Below are 20,230 nucleotides of genomic sequence, written 5' to 3'. Positions count from 1 at the left end.
TCAATCTGCAGCGCCGGCTGCAAAAACTAAATATGGGACCTTAGCGACTTCAAATTTAACCGGCTAACAAATACCTAACTTTTTCATCTTACTGCGCATGGTATTCGGGTTGATGTCCAGCAATTGAGCAGCACCACCTGGGCCATACAGTTTGCCACCAGTGACCCGCAGTGCATGCTCGATATATTTTCGGATCATGGTTTCCAGAGGCACCAGTTTATCGGTTGCATGACTTGGATCGACAATAATTGTCTCTCTCGTTTTCTCCTTTTGGTCGGCTTCCTCTGATGGCATCATGAAATCGAAATTAAGCGGCCCCTTGGGATGCTGAATCATGGCCCTCTCAAGCACATTGCTCAACTCCCTGACATTACCCGGCCAATGATACTGATTTAGAATAGACAACTGCTCGGGGGCAACCCGGGGGAGTTGATCTTGATTAAATTTGGCCGACAGCATTTCAATAAAATGCTGCACCAGCAGAGGGATATCAGCACGCCTCTGCCTCAGAGAGGGAATTTCAATCGGGAAAATTGCCAAGCGGTACCAGAGATCTTCACGAAACTCGCCCGTTGAGACCATCGCCTTGAGATTACGGTGTGTCGCGGCGATGACTCTGATATCGAGTTGCACGCAGTCGTGGCCACCTACACGGGTAATGGTACTATTTTGCAATACTCTGAGTAACCTGACTTGAACCGATAATGGCAGCTCACCGATTTCATCCAGAAAAATAGTGCCGCCATTTGCTTGTTCAAAATAACCGGCCTTTCGAGATTCTGCGCCAGTGAAAGCGCCCTTCTCATAGCCAAATAGTTCAGAATCAATCAAGCTCTCAGGAATCGCACCACAGTTGACTGTAATAAATGGCTTGTTAGCGCGTAAGGAGAGTTCATGAATAGCATTGGCTATGACCTCCTTACCACAACCCGTCTCTCCAAGCATCAAGACTGTAGTATTGAGTTTGGCAATAGACTCAACCTGCCGCATCACAAGCTTCAACCCCGAGTGTGCACCAACAACCCCATTACTGATATTCAATGTCCGTTTAAGTGTCTGGTTCTGCTCAGCCAAGACTTTATTTTCTCTGAGCAAATTGCGCCCTTTTAAATTAAAGGCGGTGATCAAGGAGAACGTCTGCATGTGCGGTTCCAGCATATCGACATGTCGCGGCCTGAATACTCCGGCCTGTTTAGCATAAAAGCCTACGATCCCAAGGTGGGTATTACCGGAAAGCATCCTCAACAAGATCACAGACTTAATTTCGGGAATGACCTGAGGGGCAACAAATTGAGTCACGGTATCCAGCTCTATATCATTAATGATACGAATAATAGGTCTATCAAGATCTTGCAGCGCCGCACACATCTCGTTGCTGATAGGTATCCGTTTATCCAGCGTAGAAGACTGATGCTCATCCACCTGCGCGATAAATTGAATATCGCTGAAATCGGGGCGATAGATATTCAGGTAGATGCCATCGATCGGCAGAAATTCTTTAATGTAATCAAAGTAGCTCTGCAGTGACTCTTCTAACTGAAGGCTACTGCATAAACATTGAGTCGCTTTGTAATAAAACTTTTCCATTGATTCTTCTAATTGGCTACCGTTGAATATCATTGTAGTTCGTTATATTTCGTGATTCTGTGTTACTGATCAAAAAATTAACGTTAGAACAACCATGCTTGCCAGCCAACTTCAATTAATGTGACACCAACACAATCCCAAGTCACAAATTTATGAAAAGTTTTAAATTAACGTGACCTATATAACGCTTGAGCAAATAGCAGGATCCATCTAGTGTTTATTGAATATTTGCGAGATGCGTCAACAATATCAAATAATCGGTATCTATATCACGTTACACCAGCAAGCTAGATGTGAATAAACCTAAAAAAATTAACGAAACTTAACTAGTTTCACGGCATTTAACGTTATCATTTGTTGATATTTCGTGTTTTGTTGATTCACATCTAATTAACCGCCTATTTCACCCTTTATTTATAGTTTGGCATGCATACTGCTTTATTAAAAATATGCAGCTATTCAATTTATATCGATAATTGACTTAGCCGATAAAAATGTAAAAAATAATTCAATATAAAAGTAGTAACAGGAAAATGATGATGAAAAAACCCACTCAACTTATGCTGTCTGCTGTAGCGACAGCGGTGGCAATGGCCGGTTCAATCGCTTGTGTTCAGGCTCAAGAAGATGGAATTAATATTGGTGGCTCGGTGCGGGTCAACTATGGCCTGAAATTATACGATGACAGCTCAAAAGATAAAGGCGGCGATTTAGTATTCGACACTGCGACTTTAGTCTTCAAAGGGAAGAAAGGAGATTTCGGCCTAGCCGCCGAATATCGTTTCACAACAAGTACTAACTTCATCAAATACGGTTACGGTTATTATGACATAGACCCTGACTGGCAGATCCAATTTGGTATCAATAAGGTGCCTTTTGGTAACCCTGGATTTATCTCAAACAGCTGGTGGTTTGGTCTGCCCTACTACCTCGGCTTTGAAGATGATCATGATATAGGTATTAAGGCCGTTTATGAAAAAAATGGCTGGCATACGGATCTGGCCTTCTATAAGGGCGCCGAATATGGTCCATCGGAGATCAAGCGCTATGCTACGGATCTCTTCACCGGCACCATAGATACCACCTATGATGGTATCGACAATGGCACCGAGTACAACAACGAAGAGACTAACCAATTAAACCTTCGTCAAACTTACACCCTGGAGTATGAAGGCGGTTCGACCACCATAGGAGCTTCGGTCGAAGTGGGTCAGATCTACAACAATAAAACCGGTAATAATGGTGACAGATACGCGGTAGCCGCGCATATGACCAGCCAATTCAACGGCTGGACCCTACAATTACAGGCAATGCAGTATGAGTATGACGCCGCCGATGCGATCGATGACAACAAGATCGGTGTATCAGTCGTTAACTGGCAATATGAGATTGCCTCTAAGGGGCGGGTTTACAGCCTTAACCTCGCCAAGACAATGTCAACATCATGGGGCAGTGTGAAGTGTTACAATGACTTCGGCTTAATGACACCCGATGTCGCAGATTCCAGTTATGATAACAGCATCCAAAATGTCACTGGCTGCGCAATTTCAACGGGTCCGACTTATACCATGATCGATTTTATCATGGGTAAAAACATGACATTCTCGACTAAGAATAATGACCATGTTGGTCTACCTGAATTTGGTGATGACCTAGACAAACGTATTAATATCAACTTTGGCTATTATTTCTAATTTTTATACATTAAAACTGATTAACGATAGTTTCATATCACAGTTCAACTGACACTTTAATTCTCAGTTGCCATTATTCAGATGAGTATATAAAAAGGTTTAATAAAAAGGTTCTATTATATATAGAGCCTTTTTATTTACAGGAAATAACCCAGCATAATTATTAACCAATCCCAACCACTAATATTTATAACTTGTCACTTCGTATTCAATGTTACAACCCATTTTATTTTCACCTCCTATGAAATAAACGAAAACTCACTCATTAGTTATACAGAGAGTTCTAACAATTATTATTAACCGATATTTCAAGTTAACCACGAAATTTCGTGGTCACAGTTCATCATATTTCGTGATTTAGTGTGACAGATCATAAACCATCGCGATTCTCATCGATTTAGAGCAGTTGGCACAGTCACTGCAACCAACGGTGTAATAACGAAGATAAGCAGAACGATATGCTCGGAAAGATTAAGGAACACATGAGAATGAGTGACAAACAACCATTAAACCATCGCAGACGCCAACTAATTACCGGAGGGGTAGCACTTGCCATTACCGGTCTGGGAGCCTCTATGGCTAAGCCTGTCAGCGCCGCATGTGTACCGGCTCATGAAATTAAGTTCGATGAAGTTGTCGACATCATAGTGGTAGGTAGCGGTTTTGCAGGCATGTCTGCGGCACTACAAGCCCGGGAAGCCGGAGCAAGCGTCATGGTGGTCGACAAAATGCCTGTTTTCGGTGGTAACTCAACCATCAATGGCGGTGCCATGGCAGTTGCCGGCTCTCCCTTACAGCAGGAAAACGGTATTAAAGACTCGGTAGACACTATGGTGGCCGACATGCTTGAAGCAGGCCGTGGCATGAACGATGTTGAGATGCTCAAACTAATATGTAATGGCACCGCAGAGTCATGCCAATGGCTGACGGATTATGGCGTGCAGTGGAAGCCATTTGTACAGCATTTTGGCGGACACTCTCTGCCTCGCATACTTCAAACCGTCGAAAGCTCAGGCGCCGGGATCATTCGTCCTCTGATCAAGGCAGCCAAGAAGCGCGGCATAGATATGCGCACTCAGACCAAACTGGAATCATTTATTAAAGATGATCGGGGACGCGTAACTGGTATCGAAGTTAAGGCCAATTACTTCTTCCCTAAAGAGCGCTCCGGTGTAACCCGTCGTTATGGTGCCCGTAAAGGGGTCATCATGGCCACAGGTGGCTTCAGTCGAGACATCGAGTATCGCAAGATGCAACAACCAAAACTCACCAAAGAGCTGGACTCCACCAACCATCCGGGAGCCAATGCCGATGCACTGAAGCAGATGATGCTGATCGGTGCCAACCCCATCCACCTGGATCAAATCCAACTGGGACCTTGGGCCTCTCCCGATGAGAAAGGTTTTGGCACCGCATCACAATTTAACACCATTGCCACTTATCCCAGAGGAATAGTGGTGGATGCGCGTACCGGTAAACGTTTTTTCAATGAACTGGCAGACCGTAAGGCCCGCGCCGACGCCATCATGACCCGTCGTGATGACCAAGGACAACCTGTCTACCCCATAGGTTTCACCAATGCAGAAGGTGCCAGCAAGGCCCAGACGTTAGATTGGGGACTTAAATATAACGTCATCAAGAAAGCAGACACGCTCGAAGAGCTAGCCAAGATTTATGGCATTCCCGCCGATGCACTCAAGGCACAAGTGACGAGCTGGAACAAGGCCGTCGATATTGGCGAGGATAGCCAGTTTGGCAGACCTATGCAGAAGGCGATGAAGCTTGAGCAAGGCCCTTGGTACGCGGTGCGCATGTGGCCAAAGGTTCACTACTGCATGGGTGGCGTCAAGGTAAATACCCGTTCCGAGGTATTGCATCTGGTGAGCTACGAGCCGATCCCAGGCTTATACGCGGCAGGTGAAGCAACCGGGGGCATTCACGGTGCGAGTCGTCTCGGAGCCTGCGCCGTCGCAGAAGGAGTGGTCACAGGCCGCAACGCCGGTCAAATATGTGCTGCATCAAAAAGTATTGTTTTGAAACACGTACAATCAAGTTAAATATAAAAAGGATTAAGATGATGAATAGTAAGCAATTTGTTATGGCATCTCTGGCGTTAAGCCTGATGTCAGGAAGTGCACTGGCAATGGACAGTGTCGTTTTAGATGGCAAGCACATGACACAAGATCAAGCTTGGGCTATTGCCGACGGCGCTAAGGTCAAAATTGGTAAGAAAGCGGCCAATAACCTGATTAAGAGCCATGAGTTATTGATGGATGCTGCGCGTTTAGGTAAGCCGGTCTATGGCTTAACAGTAGGTGTAGGGCTGAACAAAGACCAGAAGCTATTTACCGCCGATGGCAAGCTAAGCAAGGCCGTGATGGAAGCCTCTAAAAGCTTCAACTACAGCACACTGCGCGCCCATAGCGCCGCGATGGGAGACCCCATACCGGTTCGCTTGACCCGTGTTGCTATGGCTGTTCGCCTAAATACCATTTTGTCCGGTCACACGGGAGTTCAACCCTATGTTGCCGAGCTATACCAACAGTACCTAAACAAGGGCATCACACCGGTTATCCCATCTAAGGGCACTGTAGGTGAGGCCGACATCTTAATGGCATCTCATGTCGGTCTGGCCATGATTGGTGAGTGGGACGTGTTCTATAAAGGCAAGCGTGTCAGCAGTATTAAGGCAATGAAGGATGCGGGTGTAAAGCCACTTAAGCCTATCGGTAAAGATGCGCTGTCTATCCTGTCAAACAACTCTATCTCGGTATCTTATGCCATGAAGGGTTACCGGGATGCGTCTCACCTGATGGCTGTTTCGCCAACGGTATTCAGCCTTAGCCTGGAGGCTCTGAACGGCAACGTGTCACCATTCCTGCCTCAAACCAATGACATTCGTCCTTTCCCATACATTAAGGAAGCGACAAGTGAAATTCTGCACCAATTAGATGGCAGCTACCTGTGGCAGTTGAATGATCAACGTTCACTGCAAGATCCACTCAGCTATCGCACAACCGCATACACATTTGCCGGAGCCAAGAAAGCACTGGCCGATCTGGGCGAAGTTATCGATGTACAGATTAACCACTCAGATGATAACCCTGGCGTTATTCAGAATGCATCGAAGGATTACACTCAGTACCCACAAGTCGCTAAGTATCTGATCGAAGGTAAGGGTGGGGTATTCCCGACCACAAACTTCGAGCCATTACCGGTTGCTCTTGCCGTTCAAGGGCTCAGTATTGCATTGACTCATGTGTCTCACAACAGTGTGATGCGTACTATTCACCTGTCAGACAACCATTTCACTAAACTGTCTCGCTTCTTGAGCGCGCCTGGTAACAATGGTCACGCTTTCGGCGCTATCCAGAAGAACTTGGTCGATATGCAGGTACGTAACAAGCGTTTAGCCAGCCCCGTTTCTTTTGACGGCATCCCAGTTGCAGGTAACATCGAAGATACCTTCACTAACCTGAAACTGGCTTCGGAAAATCTTATCCAGATCGTCGACAACACCAACTACATCTATGGTCTTGAATTGCTGCATTCAACTCAAGCCATTGACCTACGTAAGCTGACCAATCCTAATCTGGATATGGGTAAAGCGACGAAGACGATGTACGAAGACTATCGCAAGCAGGTGCCATTCGTTGAGTTAGACCGTCCATTTACGCCGGATATCAAGACGTCATACGATTTCATCACTCAATACTAAACGGTTAGGCGGGGCAGTTTACTGCCCCGCAATAGGATTTCAAGATGTTTAAGACCCTTAATACTTTATTATTAGCTTGCTTGTTAGTCGCCCCTGCAGCTTCTGCGATGCAGATGAAGGATTATCATAAAGAGATTATGACAGGCGATAATGGCAAGGTTGAATGTGCCATATGTCATGGTGATGTAAAACGTAAAACCATTCCTGCAGCGAGTCAATGTGAGTCATGCCACGGCAGCAGTGATGATATGGCCCTGCAAACGGCGCGCCCGAAAGATGCCGGTCACGATGTGGAGCCTAATCCTCATGATAGCCTGCATTACGGCACCGACCTGCCCTGCAGTTACTGTCATCGGGAACATAAACAGAGCAAGGTGTACTGTAATGAGTGCCATAAATTTGAATACCCCAACATGAAGCGTTAGTAAAGCTTACGTCTCAGTCTCATTTAATTTTGAAATAACCCGCTTTGACCGCTCTCAACCTTTAGCGGTGAAGCATATTTCCGTCGTCTCGAGACCTTAAAGTTTCGGGACGTTTTTTTAGGCTGGGATGAATCAATTGAAATAAGTCTTAAGCTGGATTTCTTGTTCAAGCAGGCTCTTGTATAGGGTGAATTGATTCGCCGCACGCGCTAAATTATGCTTCTCATAGTGTATATGAAAATAAATATCACCGTTAAGGTGATCGGTCAAGAAGCGCACCCCAATCATCAGACACATGACCCGGGCGCCCAGCCACAAGCTGGCCTTCTCATCTTGGGTAAGCACAGTGCCGAGTTCACTCAAATAACCACGGCAGATAGCGGCAAAAATAGATTCGCGCACATGCACATTCTGCAGAGAGGTCGAGTCTTCCTCTTCTGGCGAGGTGAAGGTTCTCACCATATCACCGAAGTCATACATGAGATGTCCTTTCATGCAGGTATCCAGATCTATGATAGCCAAACTGCTCATATCACGTTTATCGTAAAGCATGTTGTTGATTTTAGTGTCGTTATGACATGTTCGAAGAGGTAATGTTGGCGAAACGTCGGCAAGTTCTTGCAAAATATCTTGCTGAGAAAATACCAAATCAACCCAGTCACGACAGGTTTCTAAGCGATTATATTGATCATTTTTTACCGCCGCCTTGAGCTGGTCTATGCGTCCGGGAAGGTGATGAAACTGTGGAATCACATCCTCAAGCTGAGTCGCATCAAAATCGCTCAATGCCGATGCGAAATGTCCGAATGCCTTGGCAGCAGAGTAAGCCTCATCTTCAGAGCTCACCACATCTATGCTGTGACTATGGGGAAGATAGTTAATGGCACGCCAGAAACCTTGTGCACCGAGATCGACAGCCAGCAGACCTTTTTCGGTACGCACAGGCTTAACAACTGTAAGCGTATAGTCATTGCTCTTACGCTTTTTTGCTAAGTGTGCAGCTATTTTATGAGCATTTTCAACCAAGGCGTTCGGAGTCTTGAATACCTGAGTATTGAGCCCCTGAAGAACGAATTCACCATCACTCCAACGGACCAGGAAAGTATCATTTATATGACCATTTCCCAGAGGGGAAATTTTGGCATCGCGGGTCCCAATAGCAAAATAAGGCAGCACAGACTGCCTGATAAAATCGATCACTCAACAACTCCATTGCTCTTATTATATCAAACTCCTGAGAGCTTTTCTTGCACCCAGACTCTCATGATGACCAAGGTCAGAGCCGCATTGTCATCCGCAATTAATTCGGCTGCCATATATCTAGATATACACTGTGAGCCTTACTCTACCAAGCAGTGTAAAGACTAAGTGACATTTATTCCAGCTATAAATAGGGGATAAAAACGGCGTTTTTCGACAAGGCTGACTGGCTCCCCTTGAGGCTGAAATCATAGCCACATAGCTTGATGCTGCCACGCATTGCGATGTCAGAGATGATTGCTCGAGTGTCTAGCGGTGAAAAACGCGCCTCGATGGACGTATCAGGCATATATTCCACCAGCATAGGTCGATAATGACTGCCATCGTTGAAACTCAAATTGGCACAGCTGCGGTCACCCTGTGCAGATGCAAGGGACCAGATCTCGCCCTCGGCTGCCTTCTCTCCTAGCCAGCGAATGATCAGCACATCATTTTCCAACAACACGCTAAATCCGTCCGGTATTTTAGCCTCTTCTCTGCTCGGGGCAATTACCTGTGCTGATGTTGCTTGAACCAGCTCACTTATAGGCTCATTATCAGCAGTTAATGCCTCAAACAAGCCTGCTATAAGCACTAAAGCACCCAGACCGGCTACGACAGCTAATAATGATTTTTGATTCTGTTTGGCCCAATGAGTCCACGGCCTTAGTGCCATAGAATCAAAAAATCCCTGCTGCGAGGAGGATGTTTGCCATTGATGATTATCCTCCTCCTCCTCACTCACGCCTTCATATGCATCCGCAACGCTCACATGACCGCCTAAGCTAGGTTCAACCCTTCTACGATTAACGCTAGATCTAGGTGTAACTGCCGAGCCTACATAACCTTGATGATAAGACTTAACCTTACCAACTGATGGGAGTCTGGCAAAAAACAGACTGAGTAAAACGGCGATAACAAGAATCGCGACTGCTAGCGCCAGGCTAGCGGCATAGACGAGTGTGATTGAAAATAGGCATAGGGGGATTAAAACCAGGCAGGCATACCAACTGGGCCCTGCCGCATCACGCATCCTTCTATAGGCACTCAAGCCTAGTACAGGGGCGAGTAAACAGCCTAGCACCAAGAGGGCGGCACTTTGACCCAAGAGCACAAAACCAAGCAGTAAAATAAAATACACAGAGGCACTAACTAGCGCAAATCTGACACCATTATCTAGGCCCTTGAAGCAAAAAAGTGATTGATATTGCATGGGAAAACACCTAATAAAATTGAATATTCTCACTCCTAGGAGTTAAGAGTAAAAACGAAGCGACCAATAGGTCTCATATCTCTTAGGTGTCATACACCTAAAATGGTCAAATTAACCGTATACAGACTAACCAATTTATAGCTCAAAGTCAGTGCCAGCTTGAATAAAGCCATTAAACTTGTTTCACTGTTCCCGTCCGCTCAAAAACATTAAAAGGATTCAGATTAAACAGCCACTAGCGCCGCAACTGCAGTCGAGCGTATAATGTACGGCTTCCCGATGCTCGGGAACCACATTTCGTTTTACATTTTTGGATGCTTAGCTCATGACCGCACGCGGAAACCTATTTATCGTATCGGCGCCTAGCGGCGCAGGTAAATCCTCTCTCATTTCGGCATTGCTGCAAGATAAGCCCACCGATAAACAAGTTTCTGTGTCACATACGACCCGCAAACCTCGTCCGGCTGAGGTCAATGGACAGCACTATCATTTCGTGACAAGCGAAGAATTTAAAGCCTTAATTGCCGAAAATGCTTTTTTCGAATGGGCCGAGGTGTTTGGCAACTACTACGGCACATCGCGAAGAGTGATCGAGCAAACCTTAACCGATGGCATAGATGTCTTTCTCGATATCGACTGGCAAGGGGCGCAACAGGTCAAGAAAGTGATGCCAGAGGCCATTGGAATATTTATTCTTCCTCCCTCAAGAGCCGAATTAGAAAAACGCCTAACGGGTCGTGGCCAAGACAGTAGCGCAGTCATCGCCGGCCGTATGGCGCAAGCTGCATCAGAGATCTCCCATTATGGCGAGTATGACTTCATCATCATTAATGACGATTTCGACACGGCTTTAGCCGACTTAGTCGCAATTATCCGCAGTCAACGCCTAACGGGTGCTGGCCAAATTCATGCACAAAATGATATGATTAAAGATCTGTTGGCAGACTAGCCGCCAACATGTACAATTTTGCGTCATTTTTTCATCCTAACCCTGGAGTTCCACACATGGCTCGCGTAACTGTAGAAGACGCCGTAAACCAAATCGGCAACCGTTTTGATATGATCCTAGTTGCAGCGCGTCGTGCTCGCCAAATCGCTATGGAGGGTAAAACCCCTATGGTTGAAGAAGAGAACGACAAGCCTACGGTTATCGCCCTGCGCGAAATCGAATTAGGTCTAGTAACTGCTGAGACTTTGGATGCCGATGAGCGCCAAACTGTTCGTGAACGTGAAGCAGCAGAAATTGCTGCCGTTGCTGCGATTGCTGAAGGTCGCAACGACATACTATAAGGAGTACAACCACTTGTATCTGTTTGAAGGTCTCAAAGAGTCTGCATCAAGTTATTTAGAACCTGATCAGGTAGCATTACTCAAGCAGGCCTATCTGGTGGCGCGTGATGCCCATGAAGGTCAAATGCGCACAAGTGGTGAACCCTATATCACTCACCCGGTTGCGGTCGCCCGCATCCTGGCCGATATGCGTCTCGATCATGAGACACTTATGGCCGCCCTCTTGCATGACACCATCGAAGACACTCCAGTAACCAAAAATGAATTGGCTGAAATTTTCAGTGAATCCATCGCCGAACTGGTCGAAGGTGTCTCCAAACTCGATAAGCTAAAATTTCGCGACAAGAAAGAGGCACAAGCCGAAAACTTCCGCAAGATGATGATGGCCATGACTCAAGATATCCGAGTTATCCTCATCAAGTTAGCCGACCGAACTCACAATATGCGCACCCTAGGAGCCTTAAGGCCCGATAAGCGTCGCCGTATTGCGCGGGAAACTCTGGAAATTTATGCTCCTATAGCCAATCGTCTCGGTATCCACAATATCAAGATAGAGCTGGAAGACTTAGGCTTCCAGGCATACTACCCTATGCGCTATCGCGTATTGAAAGAGGTAGTAAAATCCGCCCGAGGTAACCGCAAAGAATTAATCCAAAGCATAGAATCCGCGGTACGTACTCGCCTCGAAGATACCAAGATCCCAGGCACCGTCAAGGGTCGCGAGAAAAACCTCTACTCCATCTACAATAAGATGCGCAGTAAAGAGCTGCAATTCCAGGAAGTCATGGATATCTATGCTTTTCGCATCGTCGTCGATTCCATAGATACCTGCTACCGAGTCATGGGTGCCATGCATGGCCTTTACAAGCCTCGCCCGGGCCGTTTTAAAGATTATATCGCCATTCCAAAGGCCAATGGCTATCAGTCATTGCATACCTCGCTATTTGGCCCCCATGGTGTACCGGTCGAAATACAGATCCGTACCGAAGATATGGATCAGATGGCAGATAAAGGCGTTGCAGCTCACTGGATCTATAAGAAAGGCAACTCGGCGCAACGAGGCACGACGAGCCAAGTTCGTGCCCGCAAGTGGATGCAGAGCCTACTCGAACTGCAGCAGAGTGCCAGCACCTCATTCGAATTTGTGGAAAACTTCAAGACCGAGCTCTTCCCAGAAGAGATCTACGTATTTACCCCGGAAGGTCGTATCCTCGAGCTTCCTGTTGGGGCTACCCCGGTCGATTTTGCCTATGAAGTTCATACCGATGTGGGTAACACCTGTGTCGGCGCTCGCGTTAACCGTCAAGCCTACCCCTTGAGTCAGCCGCTGATCTCGGGGCAGACGATCGAGATCATCACCGCCAAAGGTGCGAGGCCAAATGCGGCCTGGCTTAACTTCGTGGTGACCGGCAAGGCACGCGCTAAGATCCGTCAGCTACTCAAGAGTCTCACCGAAGACGACGCGGTTATCTTAGGTAAGCGTCTACTCAATCATGCTTTAGGCGAAACCAAATTAGACTCGATCGATCCCGAGCAGATCGATAAGGTCGTCAACGACACTAAGCATAATACCTTAGATGAATTGCTGGCCGATATCGGCCTGGGCAATGCGATGAGCATAGTGATCGCGCAAAGATTAGTAGGCAATAAGGTCGCAGCTCAGGAACATAATGATTCCCATATGATGCCTATCCGTGGCGCCGAAGGCATGCTTGTCACCTTCGCCAACTGCTGTCGCCCCATTCCGGGTGATGCAGTTATTGCCCACGTAAGTCCGGGAAAAGGCCTGGTGGTTCATATGGAAAGCTGTACCAATATTCGTGGCTATCAAGGTGAACCAGACAAATATATCCCGGTTCAATGGGATAATGCCGAAGGCGTCGAGTTCCAGGCTAATCTGCGGGTAGAGATAGTGAATCACCAAGGTGCACTAGCCAAGATCACCTCGATTGTCGCCGGAGAAGGTGCCAATATTCACAGCCTGAGTACCGAAGAGCGTGATGGAAGAGTCTTCCTGATCAATCTGAGGATCTCAGTCAGAGACCGAATTCATCTAGCAAACGTGATGCGACGTATCAGGGTACTGCCCGAAGTACTCAGAACATCCCGTAATCGATAGTTAACTCATCAAGACTAATTAGAGAGAGCGTTATGGCAGAAAAAATCATCATAGCTACCGATAAGGCACCACAGGCAATCGGCACCTATTCTCAGGCTGTTAAAGTGGGTAGCACTGTCTATCTGTCTGGTCAGATCCCATTAGATCCAACGACTATGCAGATGGTTAGCGATGAATTTTCAGCTCAAGTAGTGCAAGTCTTCGATAACTTGACCGCGGTCTGTGAAGCCGCCGGCGGCTCTCTGAGTGATATCGTCAAACTTAATATTTATATGACAGATCTGAGCAACTTCGCCACGGTCAACGAGATCATGGGACGTTACTTCTCTCAGCCTTACCCGGCTCGTGCGGCTATCGGAGTTAAACAACTACCGAAAGACTCACTTGTCGAGATGGATGGAGTGATGGAAGTTTAACCCTAATCCATTTATCTACTAGGGCGCTTCGGCGCCCTTTTGTTTACCTTGCATAAATGCATATACAACCACAGATTTAAGAAGTAACACCATGAGCCCTGAACGTTTAGCACGTATCAATGAAATGTTGGATAACCGTCAGCCAGATCTCACCCTCTGTCTTGATAAGGTTCATAAGACCAACAACATAGCAGCCGTGATCCGCACCGCAGATGCCGTAGGCATTCATCAAATTCATGCGGTATGGCCTGATATAGAGATGCGTGTCTCCGGTAATACCGCTTCCGGTAGCCAACAATGGGTAAAAACGATTAAGCACTATCATATGCATGATGCCGAAGCTGCGTTTCGCGCTCAGGGCATGCAAATCTTAGCCACCAACTTCTCGAAAGAGGCCGTCGATTTTCGTGAAATAGATTATACCCGTCCCACCGCCATCATCTTAGGTAATGAACATGATGGCGTGAGCGCCGAAGGCATAGCGGCAGCGGATCAGCATATTATTATTCCCATGATAGGCATGGTGCAATCACTCAATGTCTCGGTAGCCTCTGCACTCATCATGTATGAGGCGCAGCGCCAACGACAAGCCGCCGGCATGTATGGCCGTCGCAAGCTAGATGATGACTACTGTCAGATAAAGCTATTTGAACAAGGCCACCCCATCTACGCCAACGCTTGCAAACGCAAGAACATTCCCTATCCAGGGGTCGATGATCAGGGACAAATCGTCGCCGATGACATCTGGTGGGCAAAAATGCGCTCTCCAGAATTCCACCCGGCATAGTTACTCTAGCTAGTTCATCCAGCTCTCTGGGCTGCTCTAGACTAAAAACTTGGTCTACTTGTCGGATAACAAGTTAGTTAAATATCTTTGTAGTTGGGTTCATTGGGCGGATTTGGTATTTGGTTGGTTTATTGAAAACCAAAGCTTCATTGGTGTTTATTGCTTGCAGCAGTTGCTGTAAATGGATTTACGAATGTCACGTTCACAAGGATGTGAATGAGTGACCTTACATGTAGCTACTTCTGTGGGACGCTGCAAGTACAGTCCCTGTAAGCTCTACCAAAACTTCCATGTTTTGGAAGCCCACAGGGAAGTGCTTGCGGCGGTTCGCAGAAGCATCTGCACATATTCCGCTGAGCAAGCGATAGGTAACCATGAAGGTAAAAGTTATAAACACACTCCCCAATAACAACTCAGCCAGAAGCTAAAACAGAAAATGTCATCAGTCTTCATTCCAAGGCTAGCCCGATTTTGCATCGATTCACCTCACAGTTATTCAAACCATTTGTCATAGATCACAATTTTCGCCATACTAAAATTAATACCGACAGCAAACACAAGCCTTATAAAAACAAAAGTTTGCCGATTGGAATGGAATTAACAATCACAAGTATGGAGTTGCCGATGGAATCACAGATCAAAACACCTGTAGAGATGCTCGACCACTGGGTCGACACACTAGGTGACTCCACCTACCTGAGACAACCGATCAATGGCCAATACCAAGATTTTAGCTGGCGCGAAGTACAGCAGAAGATGCAGCAGCTCGCCGGTGCGCTGAGACACTTAGGCCTAAAACCAGCTGATAAAATCGCCGTGCTCTCTAAAAACTGTGCCGAATGGTTTATTACCGATCTTGCCCTGATGCATGGCGGCTATATCAGTGTGCCCATCTACCCAACGGCCAACGCAGATACCATACGTTACGTGTTGGAGCACAGCGAAGCCAAGGCCATCATTATTGGTAAGCTAGATTACTGGGCAGATCAAGAAGCTGGGGTTGGCGGCGATATCTTAAGAATGGCCATGCCCTACGACACTATGCCGGCTCAATATAAGTGGCAAACCTTACTGCAACTTGGCGAGCCCCTGTTAGATGCCCCATTTGCCACCCCAGAGCAGATAATGACACTGATCTATACTTCCGGCTCCACCGGCAAGCCTAAGGGTGCGATTCAAACCTTCGCCAGCTATGTCTGGACCAGTAAGGCGGTGGTAAGAGACCTTAAAACAGGTGTCGACGATAGATTAATCTCTTACCTGCCTCTGGCCCATATCACCGAGCGCGTGGCGATGGAAGGCTCTTCATTCTACTCCGGCAGCAGCGTCGCCTTCGTCGAGAGTCTCGACAGTTTCGTTGCCGATGTTCAACGTGCCAGACCTACGGTGTTTTTCTCGGTCCCTAGGCTCTGGAGCCTGTTCCAACAAAATATTATCGGTAAAATAGGCAAGAGTAAGCTGAACTTGCTGCTTAAAATTCCTATTATCAGCGGCATCATCAAGAAGAAGATCCATTCAGGCCTGGGCCTGGAGCATTGTCGCCTGTTGGGATCGGGCTCAGCGCCTATTCCACCATCACTCATTCATTGGTATCACAGTATCGGCCTCAATATCAGTGAAGCCTGGGGAATGACAGAAAATAGCGCCTACTCCATCATCAACTATCCCTTCGATGCCAGTAAAATCGGCACAGTCGGCCGCGCCGTCGAAGGTTGCCTAATCAAGCAAACCGACAGCGGCGAGCTCTTGGTAAAAAGCCCGGGCTTGATGACGGGTTACTATAAGCAAGATGAGCTGACCGCGGCCTCATTCGATGAAGAAGGTTACTTCCGCACCGGAGATCTCTGCACCATCGACAGCGATGGTTACGTAACAATTACCGGTAGGATCAAGGATAACTTTAAGACCTCTAAGGGTAAATATGTTGCCCCCGTACCCATCGAGCGCAAGCTGGCACAAGATCCCCATATTGAGCTGCTATGTGTCATAGGTTCTGGCCTGCCACACCCCATCGCCTTAGTACAGCTCTCAGAAGGTGCTTCTCTGCAGCCCAGAGAAGAGGTTCGTAGTTCACTCAAGGCGACGCTGGACACTATCAACCCCAATCTTGAATCCCATGAAACGCTTGATGCAATCATAGTCGTCAAAGACGCCTGGGATGTCGAAAACGATGTGCTGACTCCAACACTGAAAATTAAGCGTCATGTACTGGAAAAAAGATTCACTGACAGGGTCGACGGCATACGTGGCGGCAAGATACGCTGGGAAGATGAAATAGACTAGTGCTGACTCTTTAAGATAAAATAGTAGAAAAGCACGCGCCGAGCGTGCTTTTTATATGATACCAACCTGAAACCTATAGAAACATTAATGACATAATATGACATTAGTGTTTGCCTTATGCTGAAAAAACTTTAAGCTAACTAATCGAAAATTTACCACAGGATAATTGCAACTAAGATGTTAATCGCTCTCTATATCATAGGTGGCTTCGTGATCCTCACCTTAGGTGCCGAAGCTTTAGTACGAGGCGCCAGCGCTATCGCCCTCAGACTTGGCATTGCACCTCTGATTATCGGCCTTACCATAGTCGCCTTCGGTACCAGCGCCCCCGAACTAGCCGTGAGCTTAAAATCTGCCCTGTCTGGCAATAGCGGCATAGCCTTAGGTAATGTCATCGGCTCTAACATCGCCAACATAGGACTCATCTTGGCAATAACTGCCCTCATTCGTCCAATCCAGGTAAAATCACAGATAGTCAAGCGTGATATCCCCATCATGATCGCTGCCTCTATGCTCTTCTGGGGCTTACTCGTCGATGGCGAGCTCAGCTTCTGGGATGGCGCCCTGCTCTTCAGCTTATTAGTCGGCTATCTCAGCTTCAGCTATATCGGCTCACGCAATGGTGGTGACAGCGAAGAGATAGATGATAGCCCACAAAAACCTGTGGTTTCTGTGTTGTTTATTATCATAGGGATCGCCATGCTCGTCGGCGGCGGCATACTCTTCGTCGATGGTGCTGTCGATCTCGCCAGAACATTTGGCATCAGTGAAGTCATCATAGGGTTAACCATAGTCGCCATAGGCACCAGCATGCCTGAACTAGTCACTTCAATTGTGGCCGCGCGTAAAGGCCAGAGTGACATAGCCATAGGCAACATAATCGGATCTAACCTGTTCAATATCTTGGGTATCTTAGGTGTAACCGCCCTGGTTCATCCTATTGCCGCCGCCGGTATTCAGGACTTCGATTTTATCGTCATGCTGGCACTATCCCTGATCTTGTTGCCCTTCGCCTGGACAGGATTCAGAATAGGCCGCCGCGAAGGCGCCATACTGTTAACCACTTACCTCAGCTATATGGGCTATCTAATCGTTCAAGCCTCAGCATAATATTCAGCTCATCTATACCCTGAAAATAAGATCATGATGACAAATGTCATCATGATCTTATTACTGTTGTACCTGCAAGTTTCTGCCATATCTTTGATACTAGTCCTGACCCCATAAAAGAACTTAATCCACCCGAGTACTCGGCTATAAAGGGTTAAATCAGCCCTAACCTTGCCATCATGGGTTTATCTGATAGTATATGTATATAAATACAGTGTTTGAGTATTTTGCTCAGATAATATTCAATTGATAAAATGGGTACCGGGCGTGAAGAGACTCGATCTTGTTCCTATCACAGATCTTAAGGGCGTTGCCAAGAAGATGGCCGAACGTCTGGCTAAGCTCGGCATCCACACGATACAAGACCTACTATTCCACCTGCCATTAAGATATGAAGACCGCACTCAAATATATCCCATAGCCTCACTCTATCCAGGCACTTACGGCACCATAGAAGCCGTGATCCAGTCCAGTCAGATCATCCAAGGGCGTAAGCGCATGATGACCTGTACAGTACGAGATGACACTGGTTACTTAACCCTCAGATTTTTTAATTTTTCTGTTGCGCAGAAGAATGGCCTGGTGAATGGCATGACCATCAGGGCTTATGGCGAGATACGCCGCGGCAAACATCAGGCCGAGATAATCCACCCCGAATATAAACTCATTCACGGCGATACCGATCTCGTCATGAGTGATACCCTGACGCCTGTTTATCCGACAACCGAAGGGTTAAAACAGGCTAGTTGGATAAAGCTGACAGATCAAGCCTTGGCCATGCTCGACGAGGGCGGACTGCAGGAACTACTGCCACCGCAACTGCAACCGAATAACCTGAGTCTCAATGCGGCCTTACAACTATTACATCGACCCAACAATCAAGTTTCCCAGTTCGATCTTGAGCAAGGTCACCACCCAGCGCAGCAACGCTTGATCCAAGAGGAACTCCTAGCCCATAACCTCAGCATGCTCAAGTTGCGTCAACGCAGCAATCGCGATCATGCTGTGAGTCTGGCCGCGACGGGCAAACTACTCAAGCCTTTCCTGAAGGCACTGCCATTTAAGCCTACCGGGGCGCAACAGAGAGTCGGCGTTGAAATCTGCGGCGATCTCGAAAAAAGTTCGCCTATGATGCGTCTGGTGCAGGGAGATGTGGGCTCGGGTAAGACATTAGTGGCAGCCTTAGCGGCATTGCAAGCCATAGAAAATGGCTATCAGGTGGCCATGATGGCCCCGACAGAATTATTAGCCGAACAGCACGCCGAGAACTTCGCCCTCTGGTTTGAACCTCTCGGACTAAAAGTCGGCTGGCTTGCCGGTAAGCTCAAGGGCAAGGCCAGAGCACAATCTTTGCAAGATATTGAGTCCGGTGCGGCTAATATCATTATCGGCACCCACGCAATTTTTCAGGAGCAGGTTGTCTTCAATAATCTTGCCCTCATCATCATAGATGAACAACATAGATTCGGCGTTCATCAGAGGCTTAGCCTGCGAGAGAAAGGCATCAAACAGGGCTTCCATCCCCATCAATTGATCATGACAGCTACGCCAATTCCGCGCACCTTGGCCATGACGGCCTATGCCGATCTCGATACCTCTGTGATAGACGAGTTGCCACCCGGGCGAACTCCGGTGACAACCGTAGCCGTTGCCGACATCAGACGCAATGAGGTCATAGAGAGAGTCCGCCATGCCGCCACCTATGATGGTAGACAGACCTACTGGGTATGCACCTTAATCGAAGAGTCGGAAGTACTGGAATGTCAGGCGGCAGAAGATACCGCCGCAGAGCTGACGTTGGCACTGCCCGAACTCAAAATTGGTTTGATCCATGGGCGCATGAAGTCCGCCGAGAAAAAGGCCATCATGGCCGAATTCAAATCTGGCGAACTGCACCTCCTGGTGGCTACCACAGTCATAGAAGTGGGGGTAGATGTTCCCAATGCCAGCCTGATGATCATAGAAAACCCAGAACGTTTAGGCCTGGCTCAATTACATCAACTCAGGGGACGAGTCGGTCGAGGCGCCGTCGCCAGTCACTGCGTACTCATGTATAAGGCGCCCTTGTCACCGACGGCGACCAAGCGATTGGGAGTACTTAGGAGTAGCAACGATGGCTTCATCATAGCGCAGAAGGATCTGGAGATCAGGGGCCCGGGCGAGGTATTAGGTACCAAGCAGACTGGCATTGCCGACATGAAGATTGCCGATCTGGTTCGAGATCAGGCACTGATCCCTCACATTCAGAAACTGGCCGTACATATCATGGAGCAGGTACCGGATAATGTCGATGGCATAGTGCAACGCTGGCTAGGTGATCGAGAGCAGTACGTCCAAGCTTAGGGTGTA

Annotated in this window: 15 protein-coding genes; 12 read left to right on the top strand and 3 right to left on the bottom strand. The window is 47.4% G+C overall.

Translation table 11 applies throughout. From position 1 onward, the window contains the following. Positions 1-63 precede the first annotated feature (63 nt). Positions 64-1,587, bottom strand: a complete 1,524-nt coding sequence (locus tag KT99_RS10660) for a sigma-54-dependent Fis family transcriptional regulator (RefSeq protein ID WP_198402016.1) — start codon at positions 1,585-1,587, stop codon at positions 64-66. Between the two features lie 536 nt (positions 1,588-2,123). Here KT99_RS10660 and KT99_RS10655 point away from each other — a divergent pair. The 4 genes from KT99_RS10655 (at position 2,124) to KT99_RS10640 (ending at position 7,424) form a co-directional block, all read left to right on the top strand. After that, positions 2,124-3,281, top strand: a complete 1,158-nt coding sequence (locus tag KT99_RS10655) for a hypothetical protein (protein ID WP_040571868.1) — start codon at positions 2,124-2,126, stop codon at positions 3,279-3,281. Between the two features lie 488 nt (positions 3,282-3,769). Next, a complete protein-coding gene (locus KT99_RS10650; RefSeq protein ID WP_040571867.1) occupies positions 3,770-5,338 on the top strand; it encodes a flavocytochrome c in 1,569 nt (522 codons plus the stop codon). A gap of 17 nt (positions 5,339-5,355) precedes the next feature. Next, entirely contained in the window at positions 5,356-6,999 is a 1,644-nt protein-coding gene (locus KT99_RS10645) for an HAL/PAL/TAL family ammonia-lyase (protein ID WP_420038544.1), read from the top strand. 44 nt (positions 7,000-7,043) lie between these two features. Further along, positions 7,044-7,424 carry a cytochrome c3 family protein gene (locus KT99_RS10640; RefSeq protein ID WP_005499835.1) on the top strand — a complete coding sequence of 127 codons (381 nt, stop codon included), beginning with the start codon at positions 7,044-7,046 and terminating at the stop codon, positions 7,422-7,424. A gap of 132 nt (positions 7,425-7,556) precedes the next feature. On the opposite strand, the gene KT99_RS10635 is transcribed toward KT99_RS10640, so the two are convergent. Both KT99_RS10635 and KT99_RS10630 read right to left on the bottom strand, forming a co-directional pair. After that, a complete protein-coding gene (locus KT99_RS10635) occupies positions 7,557-8,624 on the bottom strand; it encodes a phosphotransferase enzyme family protein (protein WP_005499834.1) in 1,068 nt (355 codons plus the stop codon). A gap of 184 nt (positions 8,625-8,808) precedes the next feature. Next, entirely contained in the window at positions 8,809-9,876 is a 1,068-nt protein-coding gene (locus KT99_RS10630; protein ID WP_005499830.1) for a hypothetical protein, read from the bottom strand. A gap of 325 nt (positions 9,877-10,201) precedes the next feature. Between KT99_RS10630 and gmk the strand changes: the two genes are divergently transcribed. The 8 genes from gmk (at position 10,202) to recG (ending at position 20,224) form a co-directional block, all read left to right on the top strand. Beyond that, positions 10,202-10,825 (top strand): guanylate kinase, encoded by a 624-nt coding sequence (gmk, locus tag KT99_RS10625; protein ID WP_005499828.1) that lies wholly within the window; start codon positions 10,202-10,204, stop codon positions 10,823-10,825. Between the two features lie 56 nt (positions 10,826-10,881). Then, complete coding sequence (gene rpoZ / locus KT99_RS10620; RefSeq protein WP_005499827.1) at positions 10,882-11,166, top strand: DNA-directed RNA polymerase subunit omega; 285 nt, start codon at positions 10,882-10,884, stop codon at positions 11,164-11,166. A 13-nt stretch (positions 11,167-11,179) separates the two neighbouring features. Further along, a complete protein-coding gene (gene spoT, locus KT99_RS10615; protein WP_005499825.1) occupies positions 11,180-13,285 on the top strand; it encodes a bifunctional GTP diphosphokinase/guanosine-3',5'-bis pyrophosphate 3'-pyrophosphohydrolase in 2,106 nt (701 codons plus the stop codon). Positions 13,286-13,317: 32 nt separating this feature from the next. Further along, on the top strand, positions 13,318-13,701 hold the full coding sequence (locus KT99_RS10610) for a RidA family protein (RefSeq protein ID WP_005499823.1): 384 nt from the start codon (positions 13,318-13,320) through the stop codon (positions 13,699-13,701). Positions 13,702-13,792: 91 nt separating this feature from the next. Further along, on the top strand, positions 13,793-14,488 hold the full coding sequence (gene trmH / locus KT99_RS10605; protein WP_005499822.1) for a tRNA (guanosine(18)-2'-O)-methyltransferase TrmH: 696 nt from the start codon (positions 13,793-13,795) through the stop codon (positions 14,486-14,488). 624 nt (positions 14,489-15,112) lie between these two features. Continuing rightward, positions 15,113-16,771 carry an AMP-binding protein gene (locus KT99_RS10600; protein WP_040571866.1) on the top strand — a complete coding sequence of 553 codons (1,659 nt, stop codon included), beginning with the start codon at positions 15,113-15,115 and terminating at the stop codon, positions 16,769-16,771. A 177-nt stretch (positions 16,772-16,948) separates the two neighbouring features. Further along, entirely contained in the window at positions 16,949-17,881 is a 933-nt protein-coding gene (locus tag KT99_RS10595; RefSeq protein ID WP_005499819.1) for a calcium/sodium antiporter, read from the top strand. A 267-nt stretch (positions 17,882-18,148) separates the two neighbouring features. Next, a complete protein-coding gene (gene recG / locus KT99_RS10590) occupies positions 18,149-20,224 on the top strand; it encodes an ATP-dependent DNA helicase RecG (protein ID WP_005499818.1) in 2,076 nt (691 codons plus the stop codon). Positions 20,225-20,230 lie beyond the last annotated feature (6 nt).

Source organism: Shewanella benthica KT99, from assembly GCF_000172075.1.
Lineage (GTDB): Bacteria > Pseudomonadota > Gammaproteobacteria > Enterobacterales > Shewanellaceae > Shewanella > Shewanella benthica_A.
This window is presented reverse-complemented; position numbering and strand designations above follow the sequence as displayed.

Excerpts from the sequence above, each read along its gene's own strand:
- KT99_RS10660 (WP_198402016.1), bottom strand. The coding sequence starts at position 1,587 with ATGGAAAAGTTTTATTACAAAGCGACTCAATGTTTATGCAGTAGCCTT.
- KT99_RS10655 (WP_040571868.1), top strand. The coding sequence starts at position 2,124 with ATGATGAAAAAACCCACTCAACTTATGCTGTCTGCTGTAGCGACAGCG.
- KT99_RS10650 (WP_040571867.1), top strand. The coding sequence starts at position 3,770 with ATGAGTGACAAACAACCATTAAACCATCGCAGACGCCAACTAATTACC.
- KT99_RS10645 (WP_420038544.1), top strand. The coding sequence starts at position 5,356 with ATGATGAATAGTAAGCAATTTGTTATGGCATCTCTGGCGTTAAGCCTG.
- KT99_RS10640 (WP_005499835.1), top strand. The coding sequence starts at position 7,044 with ATGTTTAAGACCCTTAATACTTTATTATTAGCTTGCTTGTTAGTCGCC.
- KT99_RS10630 (WP_005499830.1), bottom strand. The coding sequence starts at position 9,876 with ATGCAATATCAATCACTTTTTTGCTTCAAGGGCCTAGATAATGGTGTC.
- gmk (WP_005499828.1), top strand. The coding sequence starts at position 10,202 with ATGACCGCACGCGGAAACCTATTTATCGTATCGGCGCCTAGCGGCGCA.
- rpoZ (WP_005499827.1), top strand. The coding sequence starts at position 10,882 with ATGGCTCGCGTAACTGTAGAAGACGCCGTAAACCAAATCGGCAACCGT.
- KT99_RS10610 (WP_005499823.1), top strand. The coding sequence starts at position 13,318 with ATGGCAGAAAAAATCATCATAGCTACCGATAAGGCACCACAGGCAATC.
- trmH (WP_005499822.1), top strand. The coding sequence starts at position 13,793 with ATGAGCCCTGAACGTTTAGCACGTATCAATGAAATGTTGGATAACCGT.
- KT99_RS10600 (WP_040571866.1), top strand. The coding sequence starts at position 15,113 with ATGGAATCACAGATCAAAACACCTGTAGAGATGCTCGACCACTGGGTC.
- KT99_RS10595 (WP_005499819.1), top strand. The coding sequence starts at position 16,949 with ATGTTAATCGCTCTCTATATCATAGGTGGCTTCGTGATCCTCACCTTA.